This is a genomic window from Janthinobacterium silvisoli (assembly GCF_014200725.1).
Classification (GTDB): domain Bacteria; phylum Pseudomonadota; class Gammaproteobacteria; order Burkholderiales; family Burkholderiaceae_D; genus Janthinobacterium.
This window is the reverse complement of the sequence record NZ_JACHCL010000007.1, coordinates 209,515-232,543: the sequence shown is the minus strand read 5'-3', so window position 1 is coordinate 232,543 and position 23,029 is coordinate 209,515. Positions and strand designations below refer to the sequence as shown.

Sequence of the window (23,029 nt, the reverse complement as noted above, 5' to 3'; positions counted from 1 at the left end):
AACTGGATACGGCCACATCAGTTCAATCACGGATTGGCACCGGCCGTCACCGAAGAAAAACTTAACGTAGTGTCCGGGATGGGTTGACCACTACAAACCGCATCTTAAACGACTCATGCAACCTGACTTCTTACAGGTTTTTCTTGGAGCTATTTCGATGCACAATCGGAGATCGCAATATCAATTCGGCCAGGTTTGACGATCTGAAGATACCACATGGGCTATCAATAACAGGTACATTAGGGTAATAGGAAGAAAGCCAAAGATGCTCTTGGTCCTCAATTCGGCTTTGTTGCACAAATCCCTGTCAGGGTGAGCTGAGTCGACTCTCGGGTAAACTGACCGGATGAACGCACCGGCCAAACCGAAGTATCGAACGACCAATTGGAAGGAGTACAACGCGGCGCTGAAAGCGCGTGGGTCGCTGCTCATCTGGCTGGACTAGGACATGTGCTGGCACGGTAGTGCTAGTAGTAAGCGTGGGCGCAGCCGGAAGTACAGCGAAGCGGCGATTCAATTCTGCCTGACCGTCATGGGTCTGTTCAATCTGGCGCTGCGGCAGGCAATAGGCCTGGCGCAAAGCTTACTTAAGTTAGCGGGTTTGGATTGGGAGGTTCCCGATTTCAGCACCGTGAGCCGCCGACAAAAGCATCTCGCCGTGATGATTACAGCGAACACGACGACGTCCGGATTTCATTTGCTAGTCGATAGTACCGGCATCAAGATGTTGGGCGAGGGTGAGTGGAAAACGAAGAAGCATGGTGCCGACTACCGCCGCCAGTGACGCAAGGTGCACCTTGGAATTGATGCTACGACCTTGGAAATCCGGGCCATTGAGGTCACGGACAACGCCACCGGCGATGCGCCGATGCTGCCATGTCTTCTCGACCAGATTGGCGCCGACGAAGCCATCGAGAGCGTCAGTGGCGATGGCGCTTACGACACCAAGGCTTGCCATGAGGCCATTGCTCTACGTGGTGCACAGGCCATCATTCCAACACGCAAAAACGGCAAGCTGTTCGTTTGCTGGCCGGATTGACCCTCTCAGTTTGACCCTCCCTCCAGGTTCTCGCGAACGCCGCGACTCTGTCGTAAGACCCCTCGAATCCCAATTCCTTCAAGTCCTCATGGATCTGTTTCAGCGTACGCCGCTGCTTGCGTGATCGCGCCGCCTCGGTCTTCAGGAGCGCAGAAAGCTGGAACGCATATTTGTCGATGGCGCGGGTAGAGCGCCGCTCAGAGTAGGCTGGCTCAATGGTTTCCGATCGCAGATAGCGTCGGACGGTGTTTCTAGAGATGCCCAAACGCCTGGCGATCTCTCTCAAAGGGACCTGGTCGCGAATGTGCCAGCGTCGAATAATGCCTAGTAATGCCACGTCGATCACTCCAATTCCCCACTCAATGTCATGAGCAGGATTGTGTCTTATACGTGGGTCAGTTTCGTGTGCAAATTATGCGGTGAAGTGGGTCAGATTTAGCTGCAAATCAACAAGTCAACTGACTTTTCGCTCTATAACCATCCGCTGGATCGCAGCGATTCCAGCTTCCATCTTCTGACGTGCTGAACTGTTGGCCGAATGAATGAAGATAATTGGAGGATTAAGGCCGCGCAACGCGACCGCTTCCTCAATCCACAAGATAACGTCATACCCGGTGCCTCGTTCGTCATCGCCAAGATCATGGTCGAGGCTGATCTCGACAACCGCACCGGAGTTCAATAGTGATACTGCCTCATCAGGCCAGTACACTCGCGTCCACCCTTCAGGCGTATTTCGCTCATCGTCGAGGTAGACCCTCATTTCTTATACTCCGGAGATAGTGGCACGCGCGCCCGTGGTGATGATACCTGATGAGCCCCATTTGTTGGCGCCGAAGCGGCGAACTGTCTCCACCATTTGCGCCAGAAATCTATGCGCCAGTCACCGGCTCGGCTCGGCTCGAGATCGCGTCGGATGCAGGCCAATCAGGCCCCAGATTACGTCAGTGCAAGGGGATATGTCGCTTGCCGTGCATAGTGCAAGCTGTTGTGTCGTCCCGTGCAAAGCGATGTGTCGTTTAGAGTTCTAAGTAGTTGATTTGCATGATTCGCTGGTGCAAAGGGATGTGTCGTCCAACGGTCGGAATAGAAACTTGAACAGAGTAATAGAAACTTGAATGGACGATAAGGTCATTTTAATAACAACTTGTAAATACGATTGGACTGCGATCAGCGCAGGCACACTGCATGCGGCAAGGAGGACTATACGATCCCGGCATGCGGGCGCATATTGTCCCGATCGACAATAACGGTATCGATCCTGCCATCGGATTTTTATTCTTGCCCTCGAAGGGGTATTCGATACGGGCCTGGCCACGATGTTCGACAGCTTGAGCATAGCCAACGCCCTGGCGCAGGCGACGGGCATCGCGGCAGAGCCTTTCGAGATTAGCGTGGTGGGCGTGCGGGCTGAAGTACGCACGGCGCTGGGCATGCAAGTGCCTGTCTGCGCCATCGGCGATGCGCCTGCGCCGGACTGGGTCATCTTGCCGGCGCTCAACCACATGAACGCCGATACACTGGTACCGGTGCTTGGCCGTGACGATGTGATCGACGCCATGGCGGCCTTGCGTCGCTGGCATCGTGGAGGCGCCAGGGTTGCTGCGGCCTGTACGGGCACCTTCGTGCTGGCGGAAAGCGGCTTGCTCGACGGCCGCGCCGCCACCACCACCTGGTGGCTCTCTGCCTTGTTCCGGCAACGTTATCCGCAAGTGCACCTCGATGCCCATCGCATCCTTGTTCCCAGCGGCGGCGCGCTGACAGCCGGGGCGGCACTCAGCCACCTCGACCTGGCACTGTGTTTGATACGGAACAGCAACCCCGAGCTGGCAACGCTGGTGGCCAAATACCTGGTCTACGACACGCGGCTGTCGCAGAGCGTGTATGCGATTTCCGACCACATTGCCCATGCCGCCCCGCTGGTCGAGCGTTTCGACCGATGGGTGCGTGAACACCTGGGTACGGCGATCTCGCTCGATACGGTCGCCGACGCCCTGGCGACCAGCAAGCGCACCCTGACCCGGCACCTCAATGCCGTGTTTGGCAAGACACCCGTCGAGTACATCCAGGATCTGCGGGTGGAACGTGCCGTGCACCTGCTCAAGACCAGCAAGCTGACCGTTGACCGCATCGCCGAACAGGTTGGCTATGCGGACGGCGTGATCTTGCGCACCTTGCTGCGGCGCAGGATAGGCAAGGGCATCCGTGAGTTGCGGTCGTAATTGCTCCGTATTGATAACACGATGTAACTACTAATGATCCCCCATCGGTATTTATCCCACCTCGTCTCCGGCGTACAGTGAGCTCATCCGATCAGCATGGATCGGACTTCAGCGATCACTTACTTGGAGTTCATCATGACCCAGCAGCAAAAAACCATCATCGTCACCGGCGCCTCGCAAGGCATCGGTGCAGGCGTTGTCGAAGCATTTCTGAACCGCGGCTACAACGTGGTCGCCACTTCGCGCAGCATCAGCCAGAGCGGCGCTTTCGCGCCATCCGACAGACTGGCGCTGGTTGACGGCGATATCGCCGACGCCGCCACCGCAACCAGGGTTGTCGATACCGCCGTGCAAAAATTCGGTGGCATTGACGGCCTGGTCAACAACGCCGGCATTTTCATCGCCAAGCCTTTCCTCGACTACACCCAGGAAGATTTCAACGCGCTGGTGCGCACCAACCTGGAAGGCTATCTGTACGTCAGCCAGTTGGTGATCAGGCAGATGCAGGTCCAGCAGCGCGGCGGCAGCATCGTCGGCATCAGCAGCACCCTGGTCGATGCACCCAACACTGCGCTGACCGCCGCCGTGCCAATGATGACCAAGGGCGGCATGGACGCCGTCAGCCGCAGCCTGGCGTCGGAGTTCGCCAAGGACGGCATCCGCGTCAACGTGGTGGCGCCGGGCTCGGTCGACACACCGCTGCTGAAGGGCATACCGCACGACTTCCTGAAATCGCTGCACCCGCTGGGCACGATTTCCAGCGTAGCCGAAATTGCCGACGCGGTGGTCTACCTGACCGAAGCAAAACAAGTCACGGGCGAAGTGCTGCGCGTTGACGGCGGCGCCCATAACGGCAAGTGGTAAGTCTGCACTAAACGGTAACCATAGACGGAGTCGATCATGAGCACCAGCGCCAGCAGTCCCCTGGCAAAAACGGACAGCGACAGTTACGCGCAGCGTAATGCCCGCTATTGGCGGCGCAATCTGGCGATCTGCGTGTTTGGTTCCTTTACCACCCTGGTCAGCCTGACTTTATTGCTGCCCTTCCTGCCGATTTATGTCGAGCAACTGGGCGTGCATGGCAATGCCGCTATCGTCGAATGGTCGGGCATCGCCTTCGGCGCGACCTTCCTCGGCACCGGCCTCACGGCGCCGCTATGGGGCTATCTGAGCGACCGCTACGGCCGCCGGCCCATGCTGATACGCGCAGCCGTCGGCATGGCGCTGCTGATGCCCTTGATCGGCCTGGCGCATAATGTCTGGCAACTGGTGCTGCTGCGCCTGGCTGCGGGCTTGATCGGCGGCTACGCTTCTTCCGCCACGGTGCTGGTGGCCACCCAGACGCCGCGCGAGCAGGCCGGCTGGGCGCTGGGCATATTGTCGACCGGCGCCTTGTCCGGCGGCTTGATCGGACCCTTGATCGGCGGCTTGCTGCCCGGGCTGATCGGCATACGCCAGACTTTTTTCCTCGGTGGCGGCGTGATCGCGGTGGCCGCGCTGGTGACGATTGTGTTTGTTCGCGAAGACTTCCAGCCCGCGCCATCGACCGCAGTGCGCGCCGAACCGGTCAGGCTGGGCGGCGCGCTATGGCTGGTGGTGGCACCCATGTTCGGCACCGCCATGCTGGTGCTGTTTTCGAATATGTCGATCGAACCGATCATCACCGTTTATTTGCGCGAAATCGGTGTCGACCGCAGCCAGGTAGTGCTGTTCGCCGGTGTGGTGATGGCTGCTTCCGCCTTCGGGAGCCTGCTGATGGCGGCACGCCTGGGCCGCCTGGCTGACCGTATCGGCGGCGGAAAAGTGATTATTTATTGCCTGCTGGCAGCCGGCGCCTTGCTGATACCGCAAGCGTTTGTCACGCAATGGTGGCAACTGGTGGGCCTGCGTTTCCTGATGGGTATGGCGCTGGCCGGCTTGCTGCCATCGATCGCCAAAGTCATCCGCCAGTCGGTGCCGGAAAAAGCGCTCGGCAAGGTGCTCGGTTATTCGCAATCGTCACAATACGCAGGCCAGGTGCTGGGGCCATTGCTCGGTGGCGCCCTGGGCGGCACGGCAGGCATGCGTTCGGTATTTTTCCTGACCAGCGCACTGCTGCTGGCCGGCGCCGGCCTGAATTATCTGCTGCTGAACAAGACAGCCGTGCACGCCATCGAATAAACGAAAGAATGACTGCCATGGAAAACCAGAATCTTCATAATGCACGCCGCACCTGGCTGATCACCGGCGTCAGTTCCGGTCTGGGCCTGGCGTTTGCCCAGGCAGCATTGGCCGCGGGACATACCGTGATTGGCACCGTGCGCAAGGAAGCCGATGTCGCGCAGTTCGAGGAGCTGAGCGACGGACATGCCCATGCCATCGTGCTCGATATCAGCGACTTTGCGGCCATCGAACCAGCAGTAGCGCAAGCGGTGCAAGCCACCGGTCTGATCGATGTGCTGGTCAACAACGCGGGCTATGGGCATGAAGGCACGCTTGAAGAATCGCCGCTGGAAGACTTGCAGCGCCAATTCGATGTCAATGTGTTTGGCGCAGTGGCGATGATCAAGGCGGTCTTGCCGCAGATGCGGAAACGCCGCAGCGGCTGTATCGTGAACGTCACGTCGATGGCGGGCATTGCCGCACTACCGGGGATTGCCTATTACAGTGGCAGCAAGTTTGCACTGGAAGGCATCAGCGCATCGCTGGCGCAGGAAGTGGCGCCATTCGGCGTGCGGGTGATCGCGATGGCGCCCGGTTCCTTCCGTACCGACTGGGCCGGGCGCTCGATGGTGCGGGCGCATCGTCACATCGCCGACTATGACGCCTTGTTTGATCCCATCCGCGATGCGCGCAAGGCCAAGAGCGGCGTGCAGGCCGGCGCTCCCGAGAAGGCGGCGCAAGTCTTGCTGAAGATAGTGGAGGAGGAACAGGCGCCGCGGCATCTGCTGCTCGGCAGCGACGCCTTGAAACTGGTACGCGCCCGTATCGATGCGCTGAGCGCCGAACTCGACCAATGGGAACCAGTGACGCAATCAACCGATTATCTGCCGCTGCCCTGATAGAAATTTGACCTGGGCAAAGTTCTTTTCAAGTCCTTGCCTATCGTGCCCCTGGACTTATCAAGTTTGCATTATCATCCTTTATGATGTTGCCCGAAAGAATGCTTACGGGGACCAGCAGCCATCGCGGCTGCCATTTGAAAGGATGAATGATGTACAAGACGATCAGCGAAATGTTGCGGCATTTCAAGGAAGCCGTGCCATTCCGGCTGGTGCCAGCCATAATTTCCACGATAGTACTGATAACGCTGTTACTGCTGCCCACCCCGGATGGATTGACACCCAAGGCCTGGTCGCTGGTGGCAATTTTTCTCACCACCATCGTGGCGATTATTTTGAAGGTGATGCCGATCGGCGTGATGGCCATGATGGCCATCGTGATCGTGTCCCTGTCGCAAGTGACCTCGACTTCCTCGAAGGGCGCCATCACGGACGCCCTCAGCAGTTTTTCCAATCCGCTGATCTGGCTGATCGTGGTGGCCATCCTGATTTCGCGGGGCTTGAAGAAAACGGGGCTGGGCAGCCGCATCGGCCTGATGTTCATTTCACTGCTGGGCAAACGCACCATCGGCATCGGTTATGGCTTGAGCATCTGCGAGCTGGTGCTGGCGCCGTTTACACCCAGCAATACCGCGCGCGGCGGCGGCATCGTGCACCCGATCATGAAATCGATCGCCAATGCCTTTGACTCCGACCCGGCCAAGGGCACGCAAGGCAAGGTCGGTACTTACCTGGCGCTGGTCAACTATCACGCCAACCCCATCACCTCGGCCATGTTTTTGACAGCCACCGCACCGAACCCGCTGGTGGTCGATTATGTCGCCAAGGTCAGCAACCAGAGCTTTCACTTGAGCTGGACCACCTGGGCCCTGTGCATGCTGCTGCCGGGCCTGGTGTGCCTGCTGGTAATGCCATTAATCATCTATTGGCTGTCGCCGCCGGAACTGAAGGCCACGCCAAACGCCGTCGATTACGCGAAAAAGGAACTGACACAGATGGGGCCGCTGTCGCCCTCGGAAAAAGTCATGCTGGGCACTTTCGGCCTGTTGCTGGTGCTGTGGGCCAATGTGCCCGCCATGCTGTTCGGCCACGCTTTCTCGCTCGACCCCACGGTAGTGGCTTTTGTGGGCTTGTTCGTGCTGATCATTACTGGCACGATAGACTGGGACGACGTGCTTTCCGAAAAAAGCGCCTGGGACACCCTGGTGTGGTTTGGCGCACTGGTGATGATGGCCGAACAGTTGAACAAGACGGGCGTGATCGCCTGGTTCTCGGCCGGCATGAAGGGCGCGATTGTATCGAGCGGCATGGACTGGCTGCCGATTGCCTCGGTACTGGTGCTGGTGTTCGTGTTTTCCCACTATTTCTTTGCCAGCACCACCGCCCATATCAGCGCCATGCTGCTGGCCTTCCTGACGGTGGGCGCGCAGCTGATACCGCCCGAATACATGGTGCCCTTCATGCTGATGATGACGGCCGGCTCGGCCATCATGATGACTCTGACCCATTACGCCACGGGCACTTCGCCCATCATCTTTGGCAGCGGTTACGTGACCATGGGCGCCTGGTGGCGCGTGGGCTTCGTGATGTGCCTGGTCGAACTGCTGATCTTTGCCGTGATCGGCACGAGCTGGTGGAAGCTGCTGGGATACTGGTAAAAGGTTGCTAAAAAATATCAAAAAAACGGGCGGATCTGCAATTCACCCCCCGTTTTTCGCAGTTCATCGCATTTCTACTCAGCAGGCATATCAGCTTTGCTACATTCTCATCGACAGCACGGCAGCAGCAAAGCTGCAGCCGGCTTTTTTATCTGTGAAGACCAAAAACAATCATAAATAAAGGATTTACCATGCGTACTTTGCTGGCCCTGTGCTGCGCCGCCGCCCTGAGCGGCTGCATCATCATCACTCCCAACGATGGCGAGATCCGCTACAGCAGTGATGCAGGCAGTACGGCAGGCAACCAGCAAACCATCCGCGACGAACGTCCCGTCAGCAGTGTGAATGGACTAGACATCGATATGATGACGCGCACCGACCTCAGGATTGAAGTGCGCGTGGGCCCGGCGCCATCGCTGGCAATCGAAGCGGACAGCAATCTGCAGCCGCTGATTCATAGCAATGTCAACGGCGACACCCTGCGCATCTGGAGCGACAAGAGCCTGCGTAGCAGCAATGGCATCACCATCGTCTACACCACACCGCAATTGAACAAAATCAGTGTTTCCGGCCCAGGCCACCTGGTCGCCACCGGCTTGAATGGCCAGGACTTGAGCCTGGTGCAGCGCGGCTCCCTGAAAAGCGAATTGTCAGGCACGGTAGCGCGCCTCGATATCGCCAACTACGGCTCGGGCGCCATCAATGCAACGGCACTGAGCAGTGGCAATAGCGACGCCGTCGTCAATGGCTCCGGCCGCATCAACCTGGGCAATGTGCATGGCGAGCGCGTCAACATCGCCGTGAATGGTTCGGGCAGCATCAGCGTCAGCGGCGCCGTGCAGCGCCTGGATGCCAACCTGAACGGTTCGGGCAATCTCAATCTGGCGACCTTGAACAGCGACATCGCCTACCTGGCCAGCAACGGCTCCGGCAACATCGACGCCACCAGCCTGAAAGAAGTCAACGCACGCGCCTCTGGCTCGGGCCGCATCAGCGTGCACGGTGATCCGGGCAAGAAAACACTGTCGGGCACGCGCGTCAGCATCGTGCGCTAAGCCTGCTTGAGCAGCGCCGGAATCAGCATGACCTTCCTCATTACCTGGCTGTTGCTGACGGCTGCCTTCGTGGCCGTGAACGCCTGGGCGGCATTGCGCCGCCCCATGTGTTTCCTGTACTTGCTGCCCTTCACCGCACTGGTATTCGCGGTGGGTATCTTCCATCTGGCAGGCAGCGTGGGCCTGCTTGCCCGGCTGGTCCTGGCGCTGATCGCCTTCTGCCTAGCTCTATGGGCGACCGTGCGCCTGTGCGTCGTCCTCACCGAACGGCGCGCATGCAGTGAAGGCCAGCTGCCGCGCTGACGCTCATCAGTCAAAAAAGCGGCGCGGCTTGTTATACTATCGGCCCCTCACCCGCTTTCCTGATAAACCCGATGCCGCCATCCGCCACCCTGGCATGCCGCCCGTCCTGCGGCGCCTGCTGCACCGCGCCCTCCATCACCAGCCCCATTCCCGGCATGCCGAATGGAAAGCCCGCCGGCGTACGCTGCGTGCAATTGGCCGATGACAACCGCTGCCTAATCTTCGGCCAGGCAGCGCGGCCAGCATTTTGCGGCGGCTTGCAACCGTCCGAGGAAATGTGTGGCGACAGCCGGGAATATGCGGTGCACTGGCTAGGGGAGCTGGAGCGGTTGACGGCGCCAGTTTGATGCGTCAAAGGCCGGGCAGCATGCGCTCCAGCACGGTTTCGAGCTCCGCCAAGCTGGTGCTGGTGGCGGGAAGTATGGTCGCTGCCAGACTGGCACAATCGAGCTCGACCTTGATGCTTTCCGGCCGATGATTGCCAGGATATTTCCTCAAGGATAAGCGCACCTTGGTATCGGAAATCCAGTGATCGGCATCCACCGACCAGCGCGGTTCCCTGAAGACAAACAAGGCAGCATCGCGCTGCACGTCCCATAGCTGCGGGCTCAGCACCCACTGCGAATTGGCCGCTTCCCACGCATGAGCTTTCAACGCAAAACGTTGATTGGGCGAAGTCGATAGTGTTTCCATGGCTGCCATTATATGGCGGGGCGCCCATCAATAAACACGCGCTGGCGCGGCTGATCAGCGCCACTTTCCAGAAGACGCTTCCTCGCGCATGCGCTGGTATTCTATCAACAGCCCCACCGCCGTATAGGCCGCCAGTGCGATCAGGGAATCGCGCACGTCGCCCAGACCAAGCGTGCCGTTGCGCTGCCAGTGCATGGTATTGAGTACCACCAGCAAGCCGAGCACGCCCCATCCACCTCGGCGCACGGCGCGAAACAACAAGTTTTTCGCGGTAGCGATATTTAAAAACATGATGCTCTCTCGACAGTCATTCCAATCTCACAACTCTAGCAGTAATTTATCTTCGTATGAAAAAATTTGGACAGGAAGGTCATCACGCTTGACTCGATATGCACGTTTGCGTATATTTACACTCATTCGTGCACGTTTATATAAATCATGACTTCTACCCTGCTTCTCAAACAACGCCAGACCCTGATCCAGCAACAGTTGTTGGCCGATGGCCGCGTGCTGGCGCTCGATCTGGCGCGCCAGCTCGATGTGTCGGAAGACACGATACGGCGCGACCTGCGCGAAATGGCCGCTGCCGGGCTGTGCCAGCGCGTGTATGGCGGCGCCCTGCCGTTGTCACCCGATGGCGGCACCCTGAGCCAGCGCAAGCATGAAGCCCCCGAACGCAAGGCCAGCCTGGCGCAGGCGGCCGTTACGCTGGTGCGCGCGGGACAAGTGCTGTTTATCGACGCTGGATCGACCAATCTGGCAATTGCCAGCGCGCTACCAAAGTTAGCACTCACTGTCATCACCAATGCCCCGTCGATCGCCATGGCACTGATGGAACGCAACGAGATTGAACTGATCATCGCTGGCGGCAGAGTCGACCGCCGCGCCGGCGCCAGCCTGGGTCCGCAAGCGTTGCGCACGGTCGAGCGCATGCGTCCCGACCTGTGTTTCCTCGGTGCTTGCGGCGCCGATGTGGACGCGGGCGTGACGGCATTCAACTATGACGAAGCCGAGTTCAAGCGCAGCATCGCCGGCGCCAGCAAGGCCGTGGTGGTGGCTGCCACCAGCGACAAGCTGGGCACGGCCGCGCCGTTTGGCGTGCTGGCCACCGGCCTGCTGCAGCATCTGGTACTGGAAGCGGACGCCGATGCGGTGCACGCGGATGCGTTTGAACGGCTGGGCGTGCACGTCCTGCGCGCGCGCAAGTAATCTGCAAGTCATCTCTAACCCTCTCACTGAAAAGTCCGTCATGCAACTTACCGGTACCCTGCAACAACGCGCCACGCGCCTGGTCTTCTTTGCGGCCGGCTTCGGCATGGCCGCCTGGGCTCCACTCGTGCCTTATGCCAAGTCACGCCTGGGCATGGATGAAGCCACCCTGGGCTTTTTACTGCTGTGCCTGGGCGGCGGCTCCCTGTGCGCCATGCCGTTTACAGGCGTGCTGGCGGCCCGCTTTGGCTGCCGCAAAGTCATCCTCGCCGCTGGCGTGCTGTTCATCGCGATCCTGCCGGGCCTGGCATTGGCCAATACTCCCATCGAGCTGGGCCTGGTGCTGCTGCTGTTCGGCGCCGCCATGGGCACTTTTGACGTGGCCATGAATATCCAGGCCGTGTTTATCGAAAAAGCCAATGGCGGTTCGATGATGTCGGGCTTCCACGCCTTGTTCAGCGTGGGCGGTTTTGCCGGCGCCGGCTTCATGGCCCTGCTGTTATGGCTGGGCCTGACGCCAGCATTATCGTGCGTGGTGATGATGGTGCTGCTGTGCGCCATCCTGGCCGCGGCGCAAACGCATCTGCTGCCGACGGTATCGACCCCCGGTGAAAAAACGCCGCTGTTCGTCCTACCGCATGGCGCCGTGATCCTGATCGGCCTGATGTGCTTTATCGTCTTCCTGGCCGAAGGCGCCATCCTCGACTGGAGCGCCCTGTTCCTGACCACCACGCGCGGCATGGCCGAAGCACAAGGCGGCCTGGGCTATGCAGCCTTCGCCATCGCCATGACCCTGGGCCGCTTCACCGGCGACAAGGTGGTGCGCCGCTTTGGCGGCAAGCGGGTACTCACCCTCGGTGGCCTGTGCGCAGCCAGCGGCTTCTTCCTGGCAGTGATCGCGCCAGTCGCCAACGTGGCGCTGGTCGGTTTTGTCTTGATCGGCCTGGGCGCCGCCAATATCGTGCCGATCTTGTTTACCGCCGCCGGCAGCCAGAAAGCCATGCCGCCCAGTCTGGCCGTGGCCGCCATCACCACCATCGGTTATGCGGGCATCCTGGCCGGTCCGGCCGTGATCGGTTTCGTGGCCCATGCGACAAGCCTGAACATTTCCTTTACCATCCTGGGCGCCGCCCTGCTGCTGGTTGCCGCCAGCTCGCGCCTGGTCACAGCGTCCAAATCGGCTGCCTGAGCCATCCCCTGACTGGCGGCGACGGTAAAAAACCGCGCCAGCCAGCGCCTGAACCACGACCGCGAGGCTCTCTCGTGGTAAGCTTCGACCCCGCGCAACATGCAAACGTTGCGCGGTGACCCCTCCCTGTCATGTATACCCATTCAGTTCGGATAGTTCAGATATCGCCATGGCCTTGATCAATATGCCGTGGCCATGTCGGCCCGTTTTTGCGGGCAGAATAAGGCACTATGAATCAAGATCTTAACGAGCGCGCGCTGCATTTGCTGCAAACCGTTTTTGGCTACCCTGCCTTCCGTGGCCAGCAGGCTGACATTGTCGACCATGTCAGCCATGGCGGCGACGCACTGGTACTGATGCCTACCGGCGGCGGCAAGTCGCTGTGCTACCAGATCCCCGCGCTGCTGCGCGATGGCGTCGGCGTGGTCGTCTCACCGCTGATCGCGCTGATGCAGGACCAGGTCGACGCTTTGGAAGAAGTCGGCGTACGCGCCGCCTTTTTGAATTCCACGCAAACCTACGAAGAAGCCAGCCGCATTGAGCGTCTGGTGCGCACCGGCCAGATCGACGTGGTGTATGTGGCGCCCGAACGACTGATGACGCAGCGCTGCCTGGACCTGTTCCAGGCCTCGAAAATTTCCCTGTTCGCCATCGACGAGGCGCATTGCGTAGCCCAGTGGGGCCACGACTTCCGCCCGGAATACATCAAGCTGTCGGTGCTGCACGAGCAATTCCCGGACGTGCCGCGCATCGCCCTGACGGCCACCGCCGATCCGCAAACGCGCGCCGAAATCGCCATGCGTCTGCAGCTCGACGACGCGCGCCAGTTCGTCTCCTCGTTCGACCGCCCGAATATCCGCTATCAGATAGTGGAAAAGGCCAACGGCCGCAAGCAGCTGCTCGACTTCATCAACACCGAACACCCAGGAGACTGCGGCATCGTGTATTGCCTGTCGCGCAAAAAGGTCGAAGAGACAGCCGACTTCCTGAACGAAAACGGCATCCGTGCCCTGCCCTATCACGCCGGCATGGAGTACGCCAAGCGCAGTGCCAACCAGGCGCGCTTCCTGCGCGAGGAAAACATCGTCATGGTCGCCACCATCGCCTTCGGCATGGGTATCGACAAACCCGATGTGCGCTTCGTGGCCCACCTGGATCTGCCAAAAAGCATCGAGGGCTATTACCAGGAGACGGGGCGCGCCGGCCGCGACGGCATGGCCGCCAATGCCTGGATGGCGTACGGCCTGCAGGACGTGGTGCTGCAGCGGCGCATGATCGATGAATCGGAAGCCGACGAAACCTTCAAGCGCGTACTGGGCGTGAAACTGGACGCCATGCTGGGCTTGTGCGAAACCTTAAGCTGCCGCCGCATGCGCTTGCTCGAATACTTTGGCCAGCCCGCCACGCCCTGCGGTAATTGCGATACCTGCCTGGTGCCGCCCATTTCCTTCGATGGCACGGTGCCTGTACAAAAACTGCTGTCGGCGATTTACCGCGTCGACCAGCGCTTTGCGGGCGGCCACGTGATCGACGTGCTGCGCGGCGTGGAATCCGAACGCATCAAGACCTGGCACCACGATTCATTATCCGTTTTCGGCATCGGCGCCGACCTGGGCGAAGCGGAATGGAAAGCGATTTTGCGCCAGGCCATCGCCCTGGGCCTGGTCTCGGTTGACCATGAACAATACAGCTCGCTGAAACTGACGGACGCCTCGCGCCCCGTGCTCAAGGGCGGCCAGAAGGTGCAGCTGCGCCAGTACCAGAAACCGGTGAAAACCACCAAGCGCAGTACCAGCGTGGCGAAGGGCTACGTGGAGACTGATTTGTCAGCCAGCGAACAAGCCATCTTCGACAAGCTGCGCTGGTGGAGGGTGGAGACGGCGCGTACCCACAATGTGCCGGCGTATGTGATCTTTGTCGACGCCACCCTGCGCGAAATCGCCAAGGCCAAGCCGACTTCGCTGGAACAGATGCGCGGCGTGAGCGGCGTAGGCGAGAAAAAGCTGGCTTCGTATGGCGACGAGATCGTGGCCATGATTCTGGAGATGATTTGATGGAGTCACTATCCCCCAGCCTGATCTACCAGGCTGTGGAAATCCTCGGTGAGAACGAGGATGCCAGCGAGGCCGAAGAAGCGCAGCTACGCGCTCTGGTAAGCGAGGAAATCACGGTACGCCGCCTGGCTGACGTGATTCCCGAAGCATTCGGCATGATGGTCGCTGCGCATCTGAGTGGCGCGGAAAACCTGAGCTTGCCCGATACTTTTTCGGCACAGGACGAGTCGGGCGCGTGGCTGGCATTCCCTTTGCAGCAGGAGCCTATCTTCATCGTCGCGGTCGACATTGCCAGTCACATCATCCATAACGGCCCACGTCATTACCTCAAAAACATCGCCGACCGCAGCTCCGTGCTGGCCGCTGTCAGCCAGGCACTGAACGCCGGCAACAGCCTGGACGGCACCACACTGGGCAGCCCATCGTTTTTCGGCTTGCCCGCTTCGTTATACCAGACGGCAGAATAAAAAACGGCGCCTGATCTGCATCAGGCGCCGCAACTGACTACTATCCCCTTAAAACATGTGCATGATGCCGGCTGAAGTACCCGTCTGGCTGCGCTGGTTCAAGCGCGTCGTGCCGCCGGTGGCAAAGCCGCCGTCAAACTTGTTGCGGTCGATCTCGGCGTATAGCACGGTACGTTTCGACAGGTCGTAACGCAGACCCAGCATGTACAAATCCTTCTTGCCGTCGCCAGCGGCCACGGTGGCGCTGGCCTTGCGGTTATGCACCTTGTTGCCATACCATGCGCCCGTCACGTTGAAGCGCTGGCTGACTTGATAGCTGAGGCCTGTCCAGCGCCAGGTGGCACGGTCGTCACGGGGTATGATGGTGGCCTGCTTTTCATCGGCATAACCGAGCGACAGCGTGACCGGCCCGAACGCGTAGGCGCCGCCCACCGCGACATGGCTGTAATCCTTGTACACAGGCACCGCGGTAGTTCCCACGTTTTCCTTGGACTTCGTGTACGAGGCGCCCAGCTTCAACGGACCACGCGAATACACCGTGCCGACAGCCTTGGCCGTACCGCTGCTGTTATCGCCTGCCACTTCGCCGGCTGCATACTCGGCACGCACCGTGAATTCATTGAAGCGGCCCGTGTATTGCACATCATTGCTATGGCGTGTGCCGGCCGTCGACGACAACGCATAGGTGATGCTTGGGTAGCGATAGACGAAGGGGTCGAAAGCGAGGATGGTTTTATAGGCCACCGTGTATTGGCGGCCCAGGTCGATGGCGCCCCAGGCGTTTTCCAGGCCGACGCGCGCTTCGCGCTGGAACAGCGCGCCGGTGGTGTTGTTCAAGGCGCCGGTGGCCGTATTAAAACCCGACTCCAGCAGGAAGTTGGCCTTCAGGCCACCACCCAAATCTTCGCTGCCCTTGAAGCCGAGCCGGTTGGAGCGGAAAGTGCCGTTCGATCCCATCGTCACGACACTGTCGCCAGCCTGGTTGACGTTGGTCTTGTTGCGCAGGCCGGCGTCGACCGAACCGTAGATTTCCACGTTCGATTGGGCCAGCACGAGGCCAGGCATACCGCCCAGCAGGGCGATGCCGATGATTGCATATTTCATGTTGTCTCCTGTTTTTTTATGGTGCTGCCGAGGGCCTATGGCTGGCCCTTTCGTGCAACGGTTTATGACGCTTTATTTGCGTGGGTTGACTCTCGAAAAAAGGGATTGAGGAACAAAACCGGTCTTGATATGGCAGCCGCCACCAAACTGCTGCGACTGTTTGACGCAGTCCGCCGCGATACTGTCCGGCGTCGGTTTCTTGCCCTTGTCGATCCACGCCGACAAGCTGTCGAACACCGCCGCATACTCGGCGTCGGCCAGCTTGCTGTGATCGTGCTCGTCGCTGAATACCTGCACCAGCTTGTCGCCGTGGCCAGCCTGCCGCAGCAGATTGCGGTATTCGCTTTCATACTCGACCAGCGCCGTCGGATCGTCGATTGCATGCAGGCTGATAGCCGGTACATTCAAGGTGCCAGCCATGTCGGAATCGTGGGCCAGATCCGCTACCGCCTGCGGGTCGGCGTCGAAGCGCTGCACGCCGCGATTGAGCGCCGCATCGTCATGCGAACCGTGATACACCACGCCCCGGTTCGAGAAAGGATTGCGCCCGCCCAGCACGCGCTGAACCAGATCGCGGAAGGTGAATGTCGCCCAGTTCAGGTGCGACACCAGGGTGCGTTCAGGGATGCGGATCACGCCCAGGATATCGTCCAGATTGCGCTGCTGCTGCGCTGTGCGGCTGGCCGCTGGCAAGGCCACGCCGGTGCATTCATTGACCCTCGCCGCCAGCTCCTTCGATTTCATTGTCGAGTCAAGCGGCAAGCCCATCCACAATGGATATTGCGGCTCGTCCGGGCGCGGGTGATTGCCGCAGTAATACTGGTAGACGGCGCGCAGATCAGCGCGGTGCAGATAATTGAGACTGCCGCCACCCAGCATGCCATTGGTCAGCACCATGCCGTCATACTGCTTGCCATACAACTCGATGCCCTTGGCCGCCACATTGCCGCCCCAGGACTGGCCATGCAAGATGCTGCGCGCAGGCTGGCCGAAGCGGGCCACGAAAATCTGGCGCAGGTTTTCAGTATCCTCGGCCGCCATGCGCACGCCGTAACCGGGGCGGCGATAGGTCGAACCGGCCCAGGCATAACCCTGGCGCACCGTCACGGCAAAGCGCTGCAAGTCTTCGATATTGCTCTCTTGCGTGATGGCCGACAGGCGTGGACCACCGTGGCTGTGCATGATCAGGGTGTGGTTCCACTGTTTCGGCATCGCGATCCAGTAAAAAGCACCGTTCGCATCTTGCCCCTTGTAGCACTGCGCCACCGGGTCCAGGCCGGCCGGGCAGGAAGCCGCCGTTTGCGCCGTGGCCACTGATGCACTCAGGCTCAATGTCACGCCAAGTGCCATACCAAAAATACGTTTCATGCAGGTCTCCGATAGTCTTTGATAAACATGGTAGGGAGTTTTAAACCTAATGTAAAATATCTTGACTCACGCATTCCCATACTAAAAAAATATAACGATGGGGTATCACCCCAAGAGACCATCATGGAACTGAGACACTTGCGTTACTTCGTCGTCGTCGCCGAAGAAGGCCATTTCACGCGCGCAGCAGAACGGCTGGGCATGCAGCAGCCGCCTTTGAGTCTGCAGATACGCGCACTGGAAAACGAACTGGGTTTTGAGCTGTTCCGGCGCCACCCGAAAGGCGCCGAACTGACGGCCGGCGGCCATGCTTTCTTGAAGGAGGCGCACGCTACGCTCGACGGTTTGCAGCAAGGTACAGCGCGGGCCGCACAGGCGGCGCGCGGCGCGGCTGGCAAGCTGTCGATCGGCTTTACCAGTTCTGCCGCGGCCCACCCCTTGATCCCGAAAATCGTGCGCGCCTACCGCGCCGCTTGGCCCGATGTCAGCCTCGATTTCACTGAAGACAATGCGGCGCAATTGAGCGAGGCGGTGGCGGCCGGCAAAGTCAACGTGGCCTTTTTGCGCCTGCCTGTCAGCCGTCCGCCGGGCGTGCTGTTCGCCCATTTGCAGGAAGAGGAAATGCTGCTGGTACTGCCTAGCGGCCACCACGCGCTACCGCTCAAGCGCGGCAAGAATGCACCGACCGTGGCGCTGGCCAGCTTGAAAAATGAGCCGTTCATCCTGGTGCGCCGGCATGGTGCGCCGGGCATGTATTCGAACCTGATGGATGCCTGTTTGCGGGCCGGTTTCACGCCATCGAAGGTGATCGAAGTCGAACGCATGCTGACCAATATCAGCCTGGTCGCGGCCGGTGCCGGCGTGTCGGCCGTGCCCGCGTCAATGAAGGGTTTTCATGCCGACAGCGTGGTGTATTGCAAGATCGCCGATGCCGGTCCGGGTCTCAGCGCACCGCTGACCCTGGCCAGCCGCGAACACGATATTTCACCGGCCGCGCGCCACTTCATGGACTTGACGCGGCGCGTGCTGGCAGGTGACGCTGCATGAAGCTGGCGACGCTGCGCAGCCCGTTTTTCCTGATTCTGGCGGCGATTGCCTGCGGTATCCTGTTCGGCCTGTGGAAGCCACCGCTGGCGGTCGCCATGCACCCATTGGGCACCATCTTCATCACCATCATCAAGGTGATGGTGGTGCCGCTGATTTTCCTTACCGTCAGCGGCGGCATCGCCGGCATCGGCAAGCTGAAACAACTGGGGCGTATCGGCATCAAGGCGCTGCTGTATTTCGAAGCCTTGTCGGCCCTGTCACTGATGACGGGCATCGCCGCCGCGCTGCTGCTGCGGCCAGGCAGGGGTTTCCATATCGATGCCGACATGCCGGCACGCGCCGCACAGCCGCCGGCACTGGCTGCCGCCATCGGCGATGCGCTCACCCACAGCCCCTTGCTGCAGGCGCTGATGCTGGCGCTGGCCTGCGGCACCGTGCTGGCGCTGCTGGGGCAGCGCGGCCAAGGTTCCACCCAATTATGCGAACGGGCGGCCCAGGCCTTGCTGGCTGCGCTCAAAGTCGTGCTGAAGGCAGCGCCGTTGGCGGCCTTCGGTGCAGTCTCCTGGTCGGTGGGAAAATACGGCCTGGTGTCGGTCACGCCGCTGCTCAAACTGCTGGCCGCGCTGTACCTGGCGACGGCAGTATTCGTGCTGCTGGTGCTGGGTACAATCTGCCGTGCTTGCGGTTTTTCCGTGCTGCGTTTTATCGCCTACATCAAGGAAGAATTATTGATCGTGTTCGGCACCGCATCCTCGATCACGGCGATGGCGCCCCTGATGGAAAAAATGGCGCGCGCGGGCTGCCCCGCGCCGGTGACCGGCCTGGTGATACCGGCCGGTTATTCCTTCAATCTGAACGGCAGCAATATCTACCTGGGCCTGGCGCTGGTGTTCCTGGCACAAGCGCTGGACATCACGCTCAGCCCGACCCATTTGCTATCCATCGTGGCGCTGGCGATGATCACCTCCAAGGGTGCCAGCGGGGTCGCCGGTTCCGCCTTTGTCGCGCTGGCGGCAACCCTGGTCGCGGTACCGGAAATTCCCGCTTCCAGCCTGCTGTTCATCGTCGGCATCGAGCGTTTGCTGAAATGCCGGCCCTTGGGCAATTTGACCGGCAATGGCGTGGCCTGCCTGGCGATCGCTGCATGGGATGGGCAACTGGACCGCAGCAAACTACGCGCCTGCGGCCTGGCACGCTGAAACTACAGCGCCAGCTTTGCTTTTAGTCCCCAGGCGGCGTACCATCACGCGATGGAAACCAAATGGCTAGAAGACTTCATTTCACTCGCTGAAACGCATAATTTCAGCCGCTCGGCGGCCCTGCGCCATGTCACCCAACCGGCCTTCTCGCGCCGCATCCAGTCGCTGGAAAACTGGCTCGGTATCGACCTGGTGGACCGCACCTCGTATCCCACGCGATTGACGCCAGCTGGCGCCGTGTTTTACGAGCAGGCGCTGGAAATGCTGGGGCAGATCAATGGCGTGCGGGCGCTGTTGCGCGGCAAGCGCGCAGCTACCCAAACCAGCGTCGATTTCGCCGTGCCGCATACGCTGTCGCTGACCTTCATGCCGAAATGGCTGACCGAACTGGAAGAAGGTTTTGCGCCGATCAACAGCCGTTTGATGGCCCTGAACGTGCACGATGCGGTGCTGCAGCTGGTCGATGGCGGCTGCGACCTGCTGCTGTGCTACCACCATCCGCGCCAGCCGGTGCAACTCGATCCGGGACGCTACGACATGCTGGTGATGGGCCGCGAAACCCTGCGCGCCTATGCCCGCTGCGGCCAGGACCGGGTGCCGGACTTCGTCTTGCCCGGCACCGCCCGTGATCCGCTACCCTTCCTGTCCTACACCAGTAACGCCTATCTGGGGCGCATGGTGGAATTGCTGGTGGCCGACGCCAAGACACCGCTGTTTCTCGACACCTGCTACGAAACGGATATGGCCGAAGGCTTGAAGATGATGGCGCTGGAAGGACGCGGCATTGCCTTTTTGCCTGAATCGGCCGTCATGCGCGACGTCAAATACAAGCACCTGGCGCGCGCCGACGGCGGCGAACCGGGATGGGAAATCGAGCTGGAAATCCGTCTCTACCGCGAACGCCCGTCAAGCCTGCGCCCTGGCAAGCCTATCGTGGAAAGCCTGTGGCAATACCTGGTGCAGTCGCAGGACGGCAAGCCACGCCGCCGCAAATCACGCGCCGCCACGCCTTCAGTTCCAAAGCTCTGACAACTATGCAATAAATGCATAACCGGATGCGCACAAAGCATTGGCCGGGGCATGAGGTGTTCGCCTACGATGCGGTTCCGCTGCGCGCAGCTACATCCTTGCTGCGCCTCTAAACGTATTCGTATTGTCCAGGAGCTTTTTAGCATGACCAGCAAGCACGCACTTCCTTCCTACCTGAATCCTGAAGACCTGGGCCCATGGGGCGTCTACCTCGAGCAGATCGACCGCGTTACGCCTTACCTGGGCAACCTGTCGCGCTGGGTAGAAACGCTGAAGCGTCCCAAGCGCATCCTGACGGTCGACGTGCCTATCGAGCGCGATGACGGCACCATCGCCCACTACGAAGGCTACCGCGTGCAGCACAATCTGTCGCGCGGCCCTGGTAAAGGCGGCGTGCGCTTCCACCAGGACGTGACCCTGTCGGAAGTGATGGCGCTGTCGGCCTGGATGACGGTCAAGAATGCAGCAGTCAACGTGCCATACGGCGGCGCCAAAGGCGGTATCCGTGTCGATCCGAAGACTCTGTCGAAAGGCGAACTGCAACGCCTGACCCGCCGCTACACGAGCGAAATCAGCATGATCATCGGCCCGAACAAGGATATTCCGGCGCCGGACGTCAACACCAATGAACAAGTCATGGCGTGGATGATGGACAGCTACGCCATGATCGGCGGCAATATGTCGACCGGTGTGGTCACCGGTAAACCGATCTCGCTGGGCGGCAGCCTGGGTCGCCGCGATGCGACCGGCCGTGGCGTGTACGTGGTCGGTTGCGATGCCGCCGTCAAGGTCGGCATGGCAATCGAAGGCGCGAAAGTGATCGTGCAAGGTTTCGGCAACGTGGGCGGCGTGGCTGCACGCATGTTTGCTGAAGCTGGTGCAAAAATCGTCGCCGTGCAAGACCACAAAACCACTGTGGTACACGCCGGCGGCCTGGACATCCCACGCTTGCTGGCCCACGTGGCCGAAGCAGGCAGCGTTGAAGGCTTCCCTGGCGCCGAGGCATTCCTGCCACGCGAAGATTTCTGGGGCATCGACAGCGACATCCTGATTCCAGCCGCGCTGGAACAGCAGATCACTGCCGAACGCGCACAAAAAATCCGCGCCAAGATCATCCTGGAAGGCGCCAACGGCCCGACCCTGCCAGCAGCGGACGACATCCTGACCGAGCGTGGCGTATTGATCGTGCCAGACGTGCTGGCCAACGCCGGCGGCGTGACCGTCAGCTACTTTGAGTGGGCGCAAAACTTCTCGAGCTTCTTCTGGACCGAAGAAGAAATCAACAGCCGCCTGACCCGCATCATGCGCGAAGCGTTCGACGCGGTATGGCAAGTGTCGCAAGAGAAGAAAGTATCGATGCGCACCGCCACGTTTATCCTGGCATGCACGCGCGTGCTCCAGGCGCGCGAAGTACGCGGCCTGTACCCTTAATGGCTGCCTGAGAAAAAGCCCAGAGCGTTGTTGCCTGCCCCTCGCCGTACTGACGTACTGTCTTCGGGGCCGCGCCTAACCCTGGGCATTTTTCAGGCGCCATTTGCCAGTTGGTGAATAACTAGCTGCAAAAAAAATCCCGCTCACTTTATCGTGAAGCGGGATTTTTTATGGGTGCTTGCTTTGTGCTGCCGGATTATTTTTTGATAAATACCAGATCCCACACGCCGTGGCCCAGTTTCAGGCCGCGGTTTTCAAACTTGGTCAGCGGGCGGTAGGCTGGCTGTGGGGCGTAGGCTTCGGCGCTGTTTTGCAGTTGCGGCTCGGCGCTTAATACCTCCAGCATTTGTACCGCATAGTCTTCCCAGTCGGTGGCGCAGTGCAGATAGCCGCCCGGCGCCAGGCGATCGGTCAATGGCTTGACGAACGGTGACTGGATCAGGCGGCGCTTGTTATGGCGCGCCTTGTGCCATGGATCGGGGAAGAATACGTGGATACCGGCCAGCGAGTTGGCAGGAATCATATGCGTGAGCACTTCCACGGCATCGTGCTGCAGCAGGCGCAGATTCGTCAGCGATTCTTCGCCGATCAGTTTCAGCAGGCTGCCCACGCCGGGCGTATGCACTTCCACGCCGATGAAATCCTTTTCCGGCATGGCCTTGGCGATATGCGCGGTCGTCGCGCCCATGCCAAAGCCGATTTCCAGGATCACGGGCGCCTTGCGGCCAAATACCTGTTCAAAATCCATCGATTCCTTGGCAAACGGCAGCAGGAATTGCGGCCCCAGCGTTTCAAGCGCGCGCGCCTGCGCGACGGACAAGCGCCCTGCGCGGGTAACGAAACTGCGGATGCGGTGTTCGGTCGGATCGTACATCATCGGCCGCGCCGGGCCGTTAGCTGGGGTATCAGAAGACATGGAAATGA

22 protein-coding genes and 2 pseudogenes are annotated in these 23,029 nt (G+C 60.2%); 17 read left to right on the top strand and 7 right to left on the bottom strand.

Annotated features, from left to right (window positions below):
- Nucleotides 1–346: 346 nt before the first annotated feature.
- Nucleotides 347–1,015: pseudogene (locus HDE75_RS23940) on the top strand (IS5 family transposase); the annotation flags it as partial.
- Between the two features lie 40 nt (nucleotides 1,016–1,055).
- Here the strand turns inward: HDE75_RS23940 and HDE75_RS23935 are convergent.
- Both HDE75_RS23935 and HDE75_RS23930 read right to left on the bottom strand, forming a co-directional pair.
- Nucleotides 1,056–1,385 (bottom strand): annotated as a pseudogene (locus tag HDE75_RS23935) (helix-turn-helix domain-containing protein); the annotation flags it as partial.
- Between the two features lie 108 nt (nucleotides 1,386–1,493).
- On the bottom strand, nucleotides 1,494–1,799 hold the full coding sequence (locus HDE75_RS23930; protein WP_183681156.1) for a cyclic-phosphate processing receiver domain-containing protein: 306 nt from the start codon (nucleotides 1,797–1,799) through the stop codon (nucleotides 1,494–1,496).
- 556 nt (nucleotides 1,800–2,355) lie between these two features.
- On the opposite strand from HDE75_RS23930, the gene HDE75_RS23925 reads away from it, so the two are divergent.
- The 8 genes from HDE75_RS23925 to HDE75_RS23890 all read left to right on the top strand — a co-directional run bounded on the left by HDE75_RS23925 (nucleotide 2,356) and on the right by HDE75_RS23890 (nucleotide 9,662).
- On the top strand, nucleotides 2,356–3,258 hold the full coding sequence (locus tag HDE75_RS23925; protein ID WP_260174300.1) for a GlxA family transcriptional regulator: 903 nt from the start codon (nucleotides 2,356–2,358) through the stop codon (nucleotides 3,256–3,258).
- Between the two features lie 135 nt (nucleotides 3,259–3,393).
- Nucleotides 3,394–4,122: an SDR family NAD(P)-dependent oxidoreductase gene (locus tag HDE75_RS23920; RefSeq protein WP_183681158.1), complete on the top strand. Its 729-nt coding sequence runs from the start codon at nucleotides 3,394–3,396 to the stop codon at nucleotides 4,120–4,122.
- A 36-nt stretch (nucleotides 4,123–4,158) separates the two neighbouring features.
- Nucleotides 4,159–5,418 carry an MFS transporter gene (locus HDE75_RS23915; protein ID WP_183681160.1) on the top strand — a complete coding sequence of 420 codons (1,260 nt, stop codon included), beginning with the start codon at nucleotides 4,159–4,161 and terminating at the stop codon, nucleotides 5,416–5,418.
- A 17-nt stretch (nucleotides 5,419–5,435) separates the two neighbouring features.
- Nucleotides 5,436–6,299, top strand: a complete 864-nt coding sequence (locus HDE75_RS23910) for an oxidoreductase (RefSeq protein WP_183681162.1) — start codon at nucleotides 5,436–5,438, stop codon at nucleotides 6,297–6,299.
- A 152-nt stretch (nucleotides 6,300–6,451) separates the two neighbouring features.
- Nucleotides 6,452–7,957 carry a DASS family sodium-coupled anion symporter gene (locus tag HDE75_RS23905; protein ID WP_183681626.1) on the top strand — a complete coding sequence of 502 codons (1,506 nt, stop codon included), beginning with the start codon at nucleotides 6,452–6,454 and terminating at the stop codon, nucleotides 7,955–7,957.
- Between the two features lie 191 nt (nucleotides 7,958–8,148).
- Entirely contained in the window at nucleotides 8,149–9,012 is an 864-nt protein-coding gene (locus HDE75_RS23900; protein WP_183681164.1) for a GIN domain-containing protein, read from the top strand.
- 27 nt (nucleotides 9,013–9,039) lie between these two features.
- Nucleotides 9,040–9,315: a hypothetical protein gene (locus HDE75_RS23895; RefSeq protein ID WP_183681167.1), complete on the top strand. Its 276-nt coding sequence runs from the start codon at nucleotides 9,040–9,042 to the stop codon at nucleotides 9,313–9,315.
- A gap of 71 nt (nucleotides 9,316–9,386) precedes the next feature.
- A complete protein-coding gene (locus HDE75_RS23890; protein WP_183681169.1) occupies nucleotides 9,387–9,662 on the top strand; it encodes a YkgJ family cysteine cluster protein in 276 nt (91 codons plus the stop codon).
- A 4-nt stretch (nucleotides 9,663–9,666) separates the two neighbouring features.
- Here the strand turns inward: HDE75_RS23890 and HDE75_RS23885 are convergent, their stop codons facing one another.
- Both HDE75_RS23885 and HDE75_RS23880 read right to left on the bottom strand, forming a co-directional pair.
- Entirely contained in the window at nucleotides 9,667–10,008 is a 342-nt protein-coding gene (locus tag HDE75_RS23885; protein ID WP_183681171.1) for a hypothetical protein, read from the bottom strand.
- Between the two features lie 54 nt (nucleotides 10,009–10,062).
- A complete protein-coding gene (locus tag HDE75_RS23880; protein ID WP_183681173.1) occupies nucleotides 10,063–10,299 on the bottom strand; it encodes a hypothetical protein in 237 nt (78 codons plus the stop codon).
- 147 nt (nucleotides 10,300–10,446) lie between these two features.
- Here HDE75_RS23880 and HDE75_RS23875 point away from each other — a divergent pair, with 147 nt between their 5' ends.
- The 4 genes from HDE75_RS23875 to HDE75_RS23860 all read left to right on the top strand — a co-directional run bounded on the left by HDE75_RS23875 (nucleotide 10,447) and on the right by HDE75_RS23860 (nucleotide 14,927).
- The gene (locus HDE75_RS23875; RefSeq protein WP_183681175.1) at nucleotides 10,447–11,217 is read left to right on the top strand and encodes a DeoR/GlpR family DNA-binding transcription regulator; all 771 of its coding nucleotides are present in this window, start codon (nucleotides 10,447–10,449) and stop codon (nucleotides 11,215–11,217) included.
- Nucleotides 11,218–11,257: 40 nt separating this feature from the next.
- Entirely contained in the window at nucleotides 11,258–12,406 is a 1,149-nt protein-coding gene (locus HDE75_RS23870) for an MFS transporter (protein ID WP_183681177.1), read from the top strand.
- 230 nt (nucleotides 12,407–12,636) lie between these two features.
- Nucleotides 12,637–14,460, top strand: coding sequence for a DNA helicase RecQ (gene recQ, locus HDE75_RS23865; RefSeq protein ID WP_183681180.1), 1,824 nt, complete (start codon nucleotides 12,637–12,639; stop codon nucleotides 14,458–14,460).
- The gene (locus HDE75_RS23860) at nucleotides 14,460–14,927 is read left to right on the top strand and encodes a hypothetical protein (RefSeq protein WP_183681182.1); all 468 of its coding nucleotides are present in this window, start codon (nucleotides 14,460–14,462) and stop codon (nucleotides 14,925–14,927) included. Before recQ ends, HDE75_RS23860 begins: the two co-directional genes overlap by 1 nt.
- Nucleotides 14,928–14,975: 48 nt before the next feature.
- Here HDE75_RS23860 and HDE75_RS23855 read toward each other — a convergent pair whose 3' ends face one another.
- Entirely contained in the window at nucleotides 14,976–16,031 is a 1,056-nt protein-coding gene (locus HDE75_RS23855) for a porin (protein WP_183681184.1), read from the bottom strand.
- Nucleotides 16,032–16,103: 72 nt separating this feature from the next.
- Nucleotides 16,104–17,399, bottom strand: a complete 1,296-nt coding sequence (locus HDE75_RS23850; protein WP_183681185.1) for a hypothetical protein — start codon at nucleotides 17,397–17,399, stop codon at nucleotides 16,104–16,106.
- A gap of 123 nt (nucleotides 17,400–17,522) precedes the next feature.
- Between HDE75_RS23850 and HDE75_RS23845 the strand changes: the two genes are divergently transcribed.
- The 4 genes from HDE75_RS23845 (at nucleotide 17,523) to HDE75_RS23830 (ending at nucleotide 22,105) form a co-directional block, all read left to right on the top strand.
- Nucleotides 17,523–18,446 carry a LysR family transcriptional regulator gene (locus HDE75_RS23845; RefSeq protein ID WP_183681187.1) on the top strand — a complete coding sequence of 308 codons (924 nt, stop codon included), beginning with the start codon at nucleotides 17,523–17,525 and terminating at the stop codon, nucleotides 18,444–18,446.
- Nucleotides 18,443–19,645, top strand: coding sequence for a cation:dicarboxylate symporter family transporter (locus HDE75_RS23840; RefSeq protein ID WP_183681189.1), 1,203 nt, complete (start codon nucleotides 18,443–18,445; stop codon nucleotides 19,643–19,645). Before HDE75_RS23845 ends, HDE75_RS23840 begins: the two co-directional genes overlap by 4 nt.
- 51 nt (nucleotides 19,646–19,696) lie before the next feature.
- Nucleotides 19,697–20,674 carry a LysR family transcriptional regulator gene (locus HDE75_RS23835; RefSeq protein WP_183681191.1) on the top strand — a complete coding sequence of 326 codons (978 nt, stop codon included), beginning with the start codon at nucleotides 19,697–19,699 and terminating at the stop codon, nucleotides 20,672–20,674.
- A gap of 144 nt (nucleotides 20,675–20,818) precedes the next feature.
- Nucleotides 20,819–22,105 (top strand): Glu/Leu/Phe/Val family dehydrogenase, encoded by a 1,287-nt coding sequence (locus tag HDE75_RS23830; protein ID WP_183681193.1) that lies wholly within the window; start codon nucleotides 20,819–20,821, stop codon nucleotides 22,103–22,105.
- A 196-nt stretch (nucleotides 22,106–22,301) separates the two neighbouring features.
- On the opposite strand, the gene trmB is transcribed toward HDE75_RS23830, so the two are convergent.
- Complete coding sequence (trmB, locus tag HDE75_RS23825; RefSeq protein WP_183681629.1) at nucleotides 22,302–22,982, bottom strand: tRNA (guanosine(46)-N7)-methyltransferase TrmB; 681 nt, start codon at nucleotides 22,980–22,982, stop codon at nucleotides 22,302–22,304.
- Nucleotides 22,983–23,029: the final 47 nt, after the last annotated feature.

Bases quoted from the DNA above. Each gene is read 5' to 3' on its own strand.
- HDE75_RS23880 (WP_183681173.1), bottom strand. From the start codon at position 10,299: ATGTTTTTAAATATCGCTACCGCGAAAAACTTGTTGTTTCGCGCCGTG.
- HDE75_RS23885 (WP_183681171.1), bottom strand. From the start codon at position 10,008: ATGGAAACACTATCGACTTCGCCCAATCAACGTTTTGCGTTGAAAGCT.
- HDE75_RS23860 (WP_183681182.1), top strand. From the start codon at position 14,460: ATGGAGTCACTATCCCCCAGCCTGATCTACCAGGCTGTGGAAATCCTC.
- HDE75_RS23830 (WP_183681193.1), top strand. From the start codon at position 20,819: ATGACCAGCAAGCACGCACTTCCTTCCTACCTGAATCCTGAAGACCTG.
- HDE75_RS23840 (WP_183681189.1), top strand. From the start codon at position 18,443: ATGAAGCTGGCGACGCTGCGCAGCCCGTTTTTCCTGATTCTGGCGGCG.
- HDE75_RS23890 (WP_183681169.1), top strand. From the start codon at position 9,387: ATGCCGCCATCCGCCACCCTGGCATGCCGCCCGTCCTGCGGCGCCTGC.
- HDE75_RS23895 (WP_183681167.1), top strand. From the start codon at position 9,040: ATGACCTTCCTCATTACCTGGCTGTTGCTGACGGCTGCCTTCGTGGCC.
- HDE75_RS23875 (WP_183681175.1), top strand. From the start codon at position 10,447: ATGACTTCTACCCTGCTTCTCAAACAACGCCAGACCCTGATCCAGCAA.
- HDE75_RS23930 (WP_183681156.1), bottom strand. From the start codon at position 1,799: ATGAGGGTCTACCTCGACGATGAGCGAAATACGCCTGAAGGGTGGACG.
- HDE75_RS23845 (WP_183681187.1), top strand. From the start codon at position 17,523: ATGGAACTGAGACACTTGCGTTACTTCGTCGTCGTCGCCGAAGAAGGC.
- HDE75_RS23905 (WP_183681626.1), top strand. From the start codon at position 6,452: ATGTACAAGACGATCAGCGAAATGTTGCGGCATTTCAAGGAAGCCGTG.
- trmB (WP_183681629.1), bottom strand. From the start codon at position 22,982: ATGATGTACGATCCGACCGAACACCGCATCCGCAGTTTCGTTACCCGC.
- HDE75_RS23850 (WP_183681185.1), bottom strand. From the start codon at position 17,399: ATGAAACGTATTTTTGGTATGGCACTTGGCGTGACATTGAGCCTGAGT.
- HDE75_RS23900 (WP_183681164.1), top strand. From the start codon at position 8,149: ATGCGTACTTTGCTGGCCCTGTGCTGCGCCGCCGCCCTGAGCGGCTGC.
- HDE75_RS23915 (WP_183681160.1), top strand. From the start codon at position 4,159: ATGAGCACCAGCGCCAGCAGTCCCCTGGCAAAAACGGACAGCGACAGT.
- HDE75_RS23920 (WP_183681158.1), top strand. From the start codon at position 3,394: ATGACCCAGCAGCAAAAAACCATCATCGTCACCGGCGCCTCGCAAGGC.
- HDE75_RS23925 (WP_260174300.1), top strand. From the start codon at position 2,356: ATGTTCGACAGCTTGAGCATAGCCAACGCCCTGGCGCAGGCGACGGGC.
- HDE75_RS23835 (WP_183681191.1), top strand. From the start codon at position 19,697: ATGGAAACCAAATGGCTAGAAGACTTCATTTCACTCGCTGAAACGCAT.
- HDE75_RS23855 (WP_183681184.1), bottom strand. From the start codon at position 16,031: ATGAAATATGCAATCATCGGCATCGCCCTGCTGGGCGGTATGCCTGGC.
- recQ (WP_183681180.1), top strand. From the start codon at position 12,637: ATGAATCAAGATCTTAACGAGCGCGCGCTGCATTTGCTGCAAACCGTT.
- HDE75_RS23910 (WP_183681162.1), top strand. From the start codon at position 5,436: ATGGAAAACCAGAATCTTCATAATGCACGCCGCACCTGGCTGATCACC.
- HDE75_RS23870 (WP_183681177.1), top strand. From the start codon at position 11,258: ATGCAACTTACCGGTACCCTGCAACAACGCGCCACGCGCCTGGTCTTC.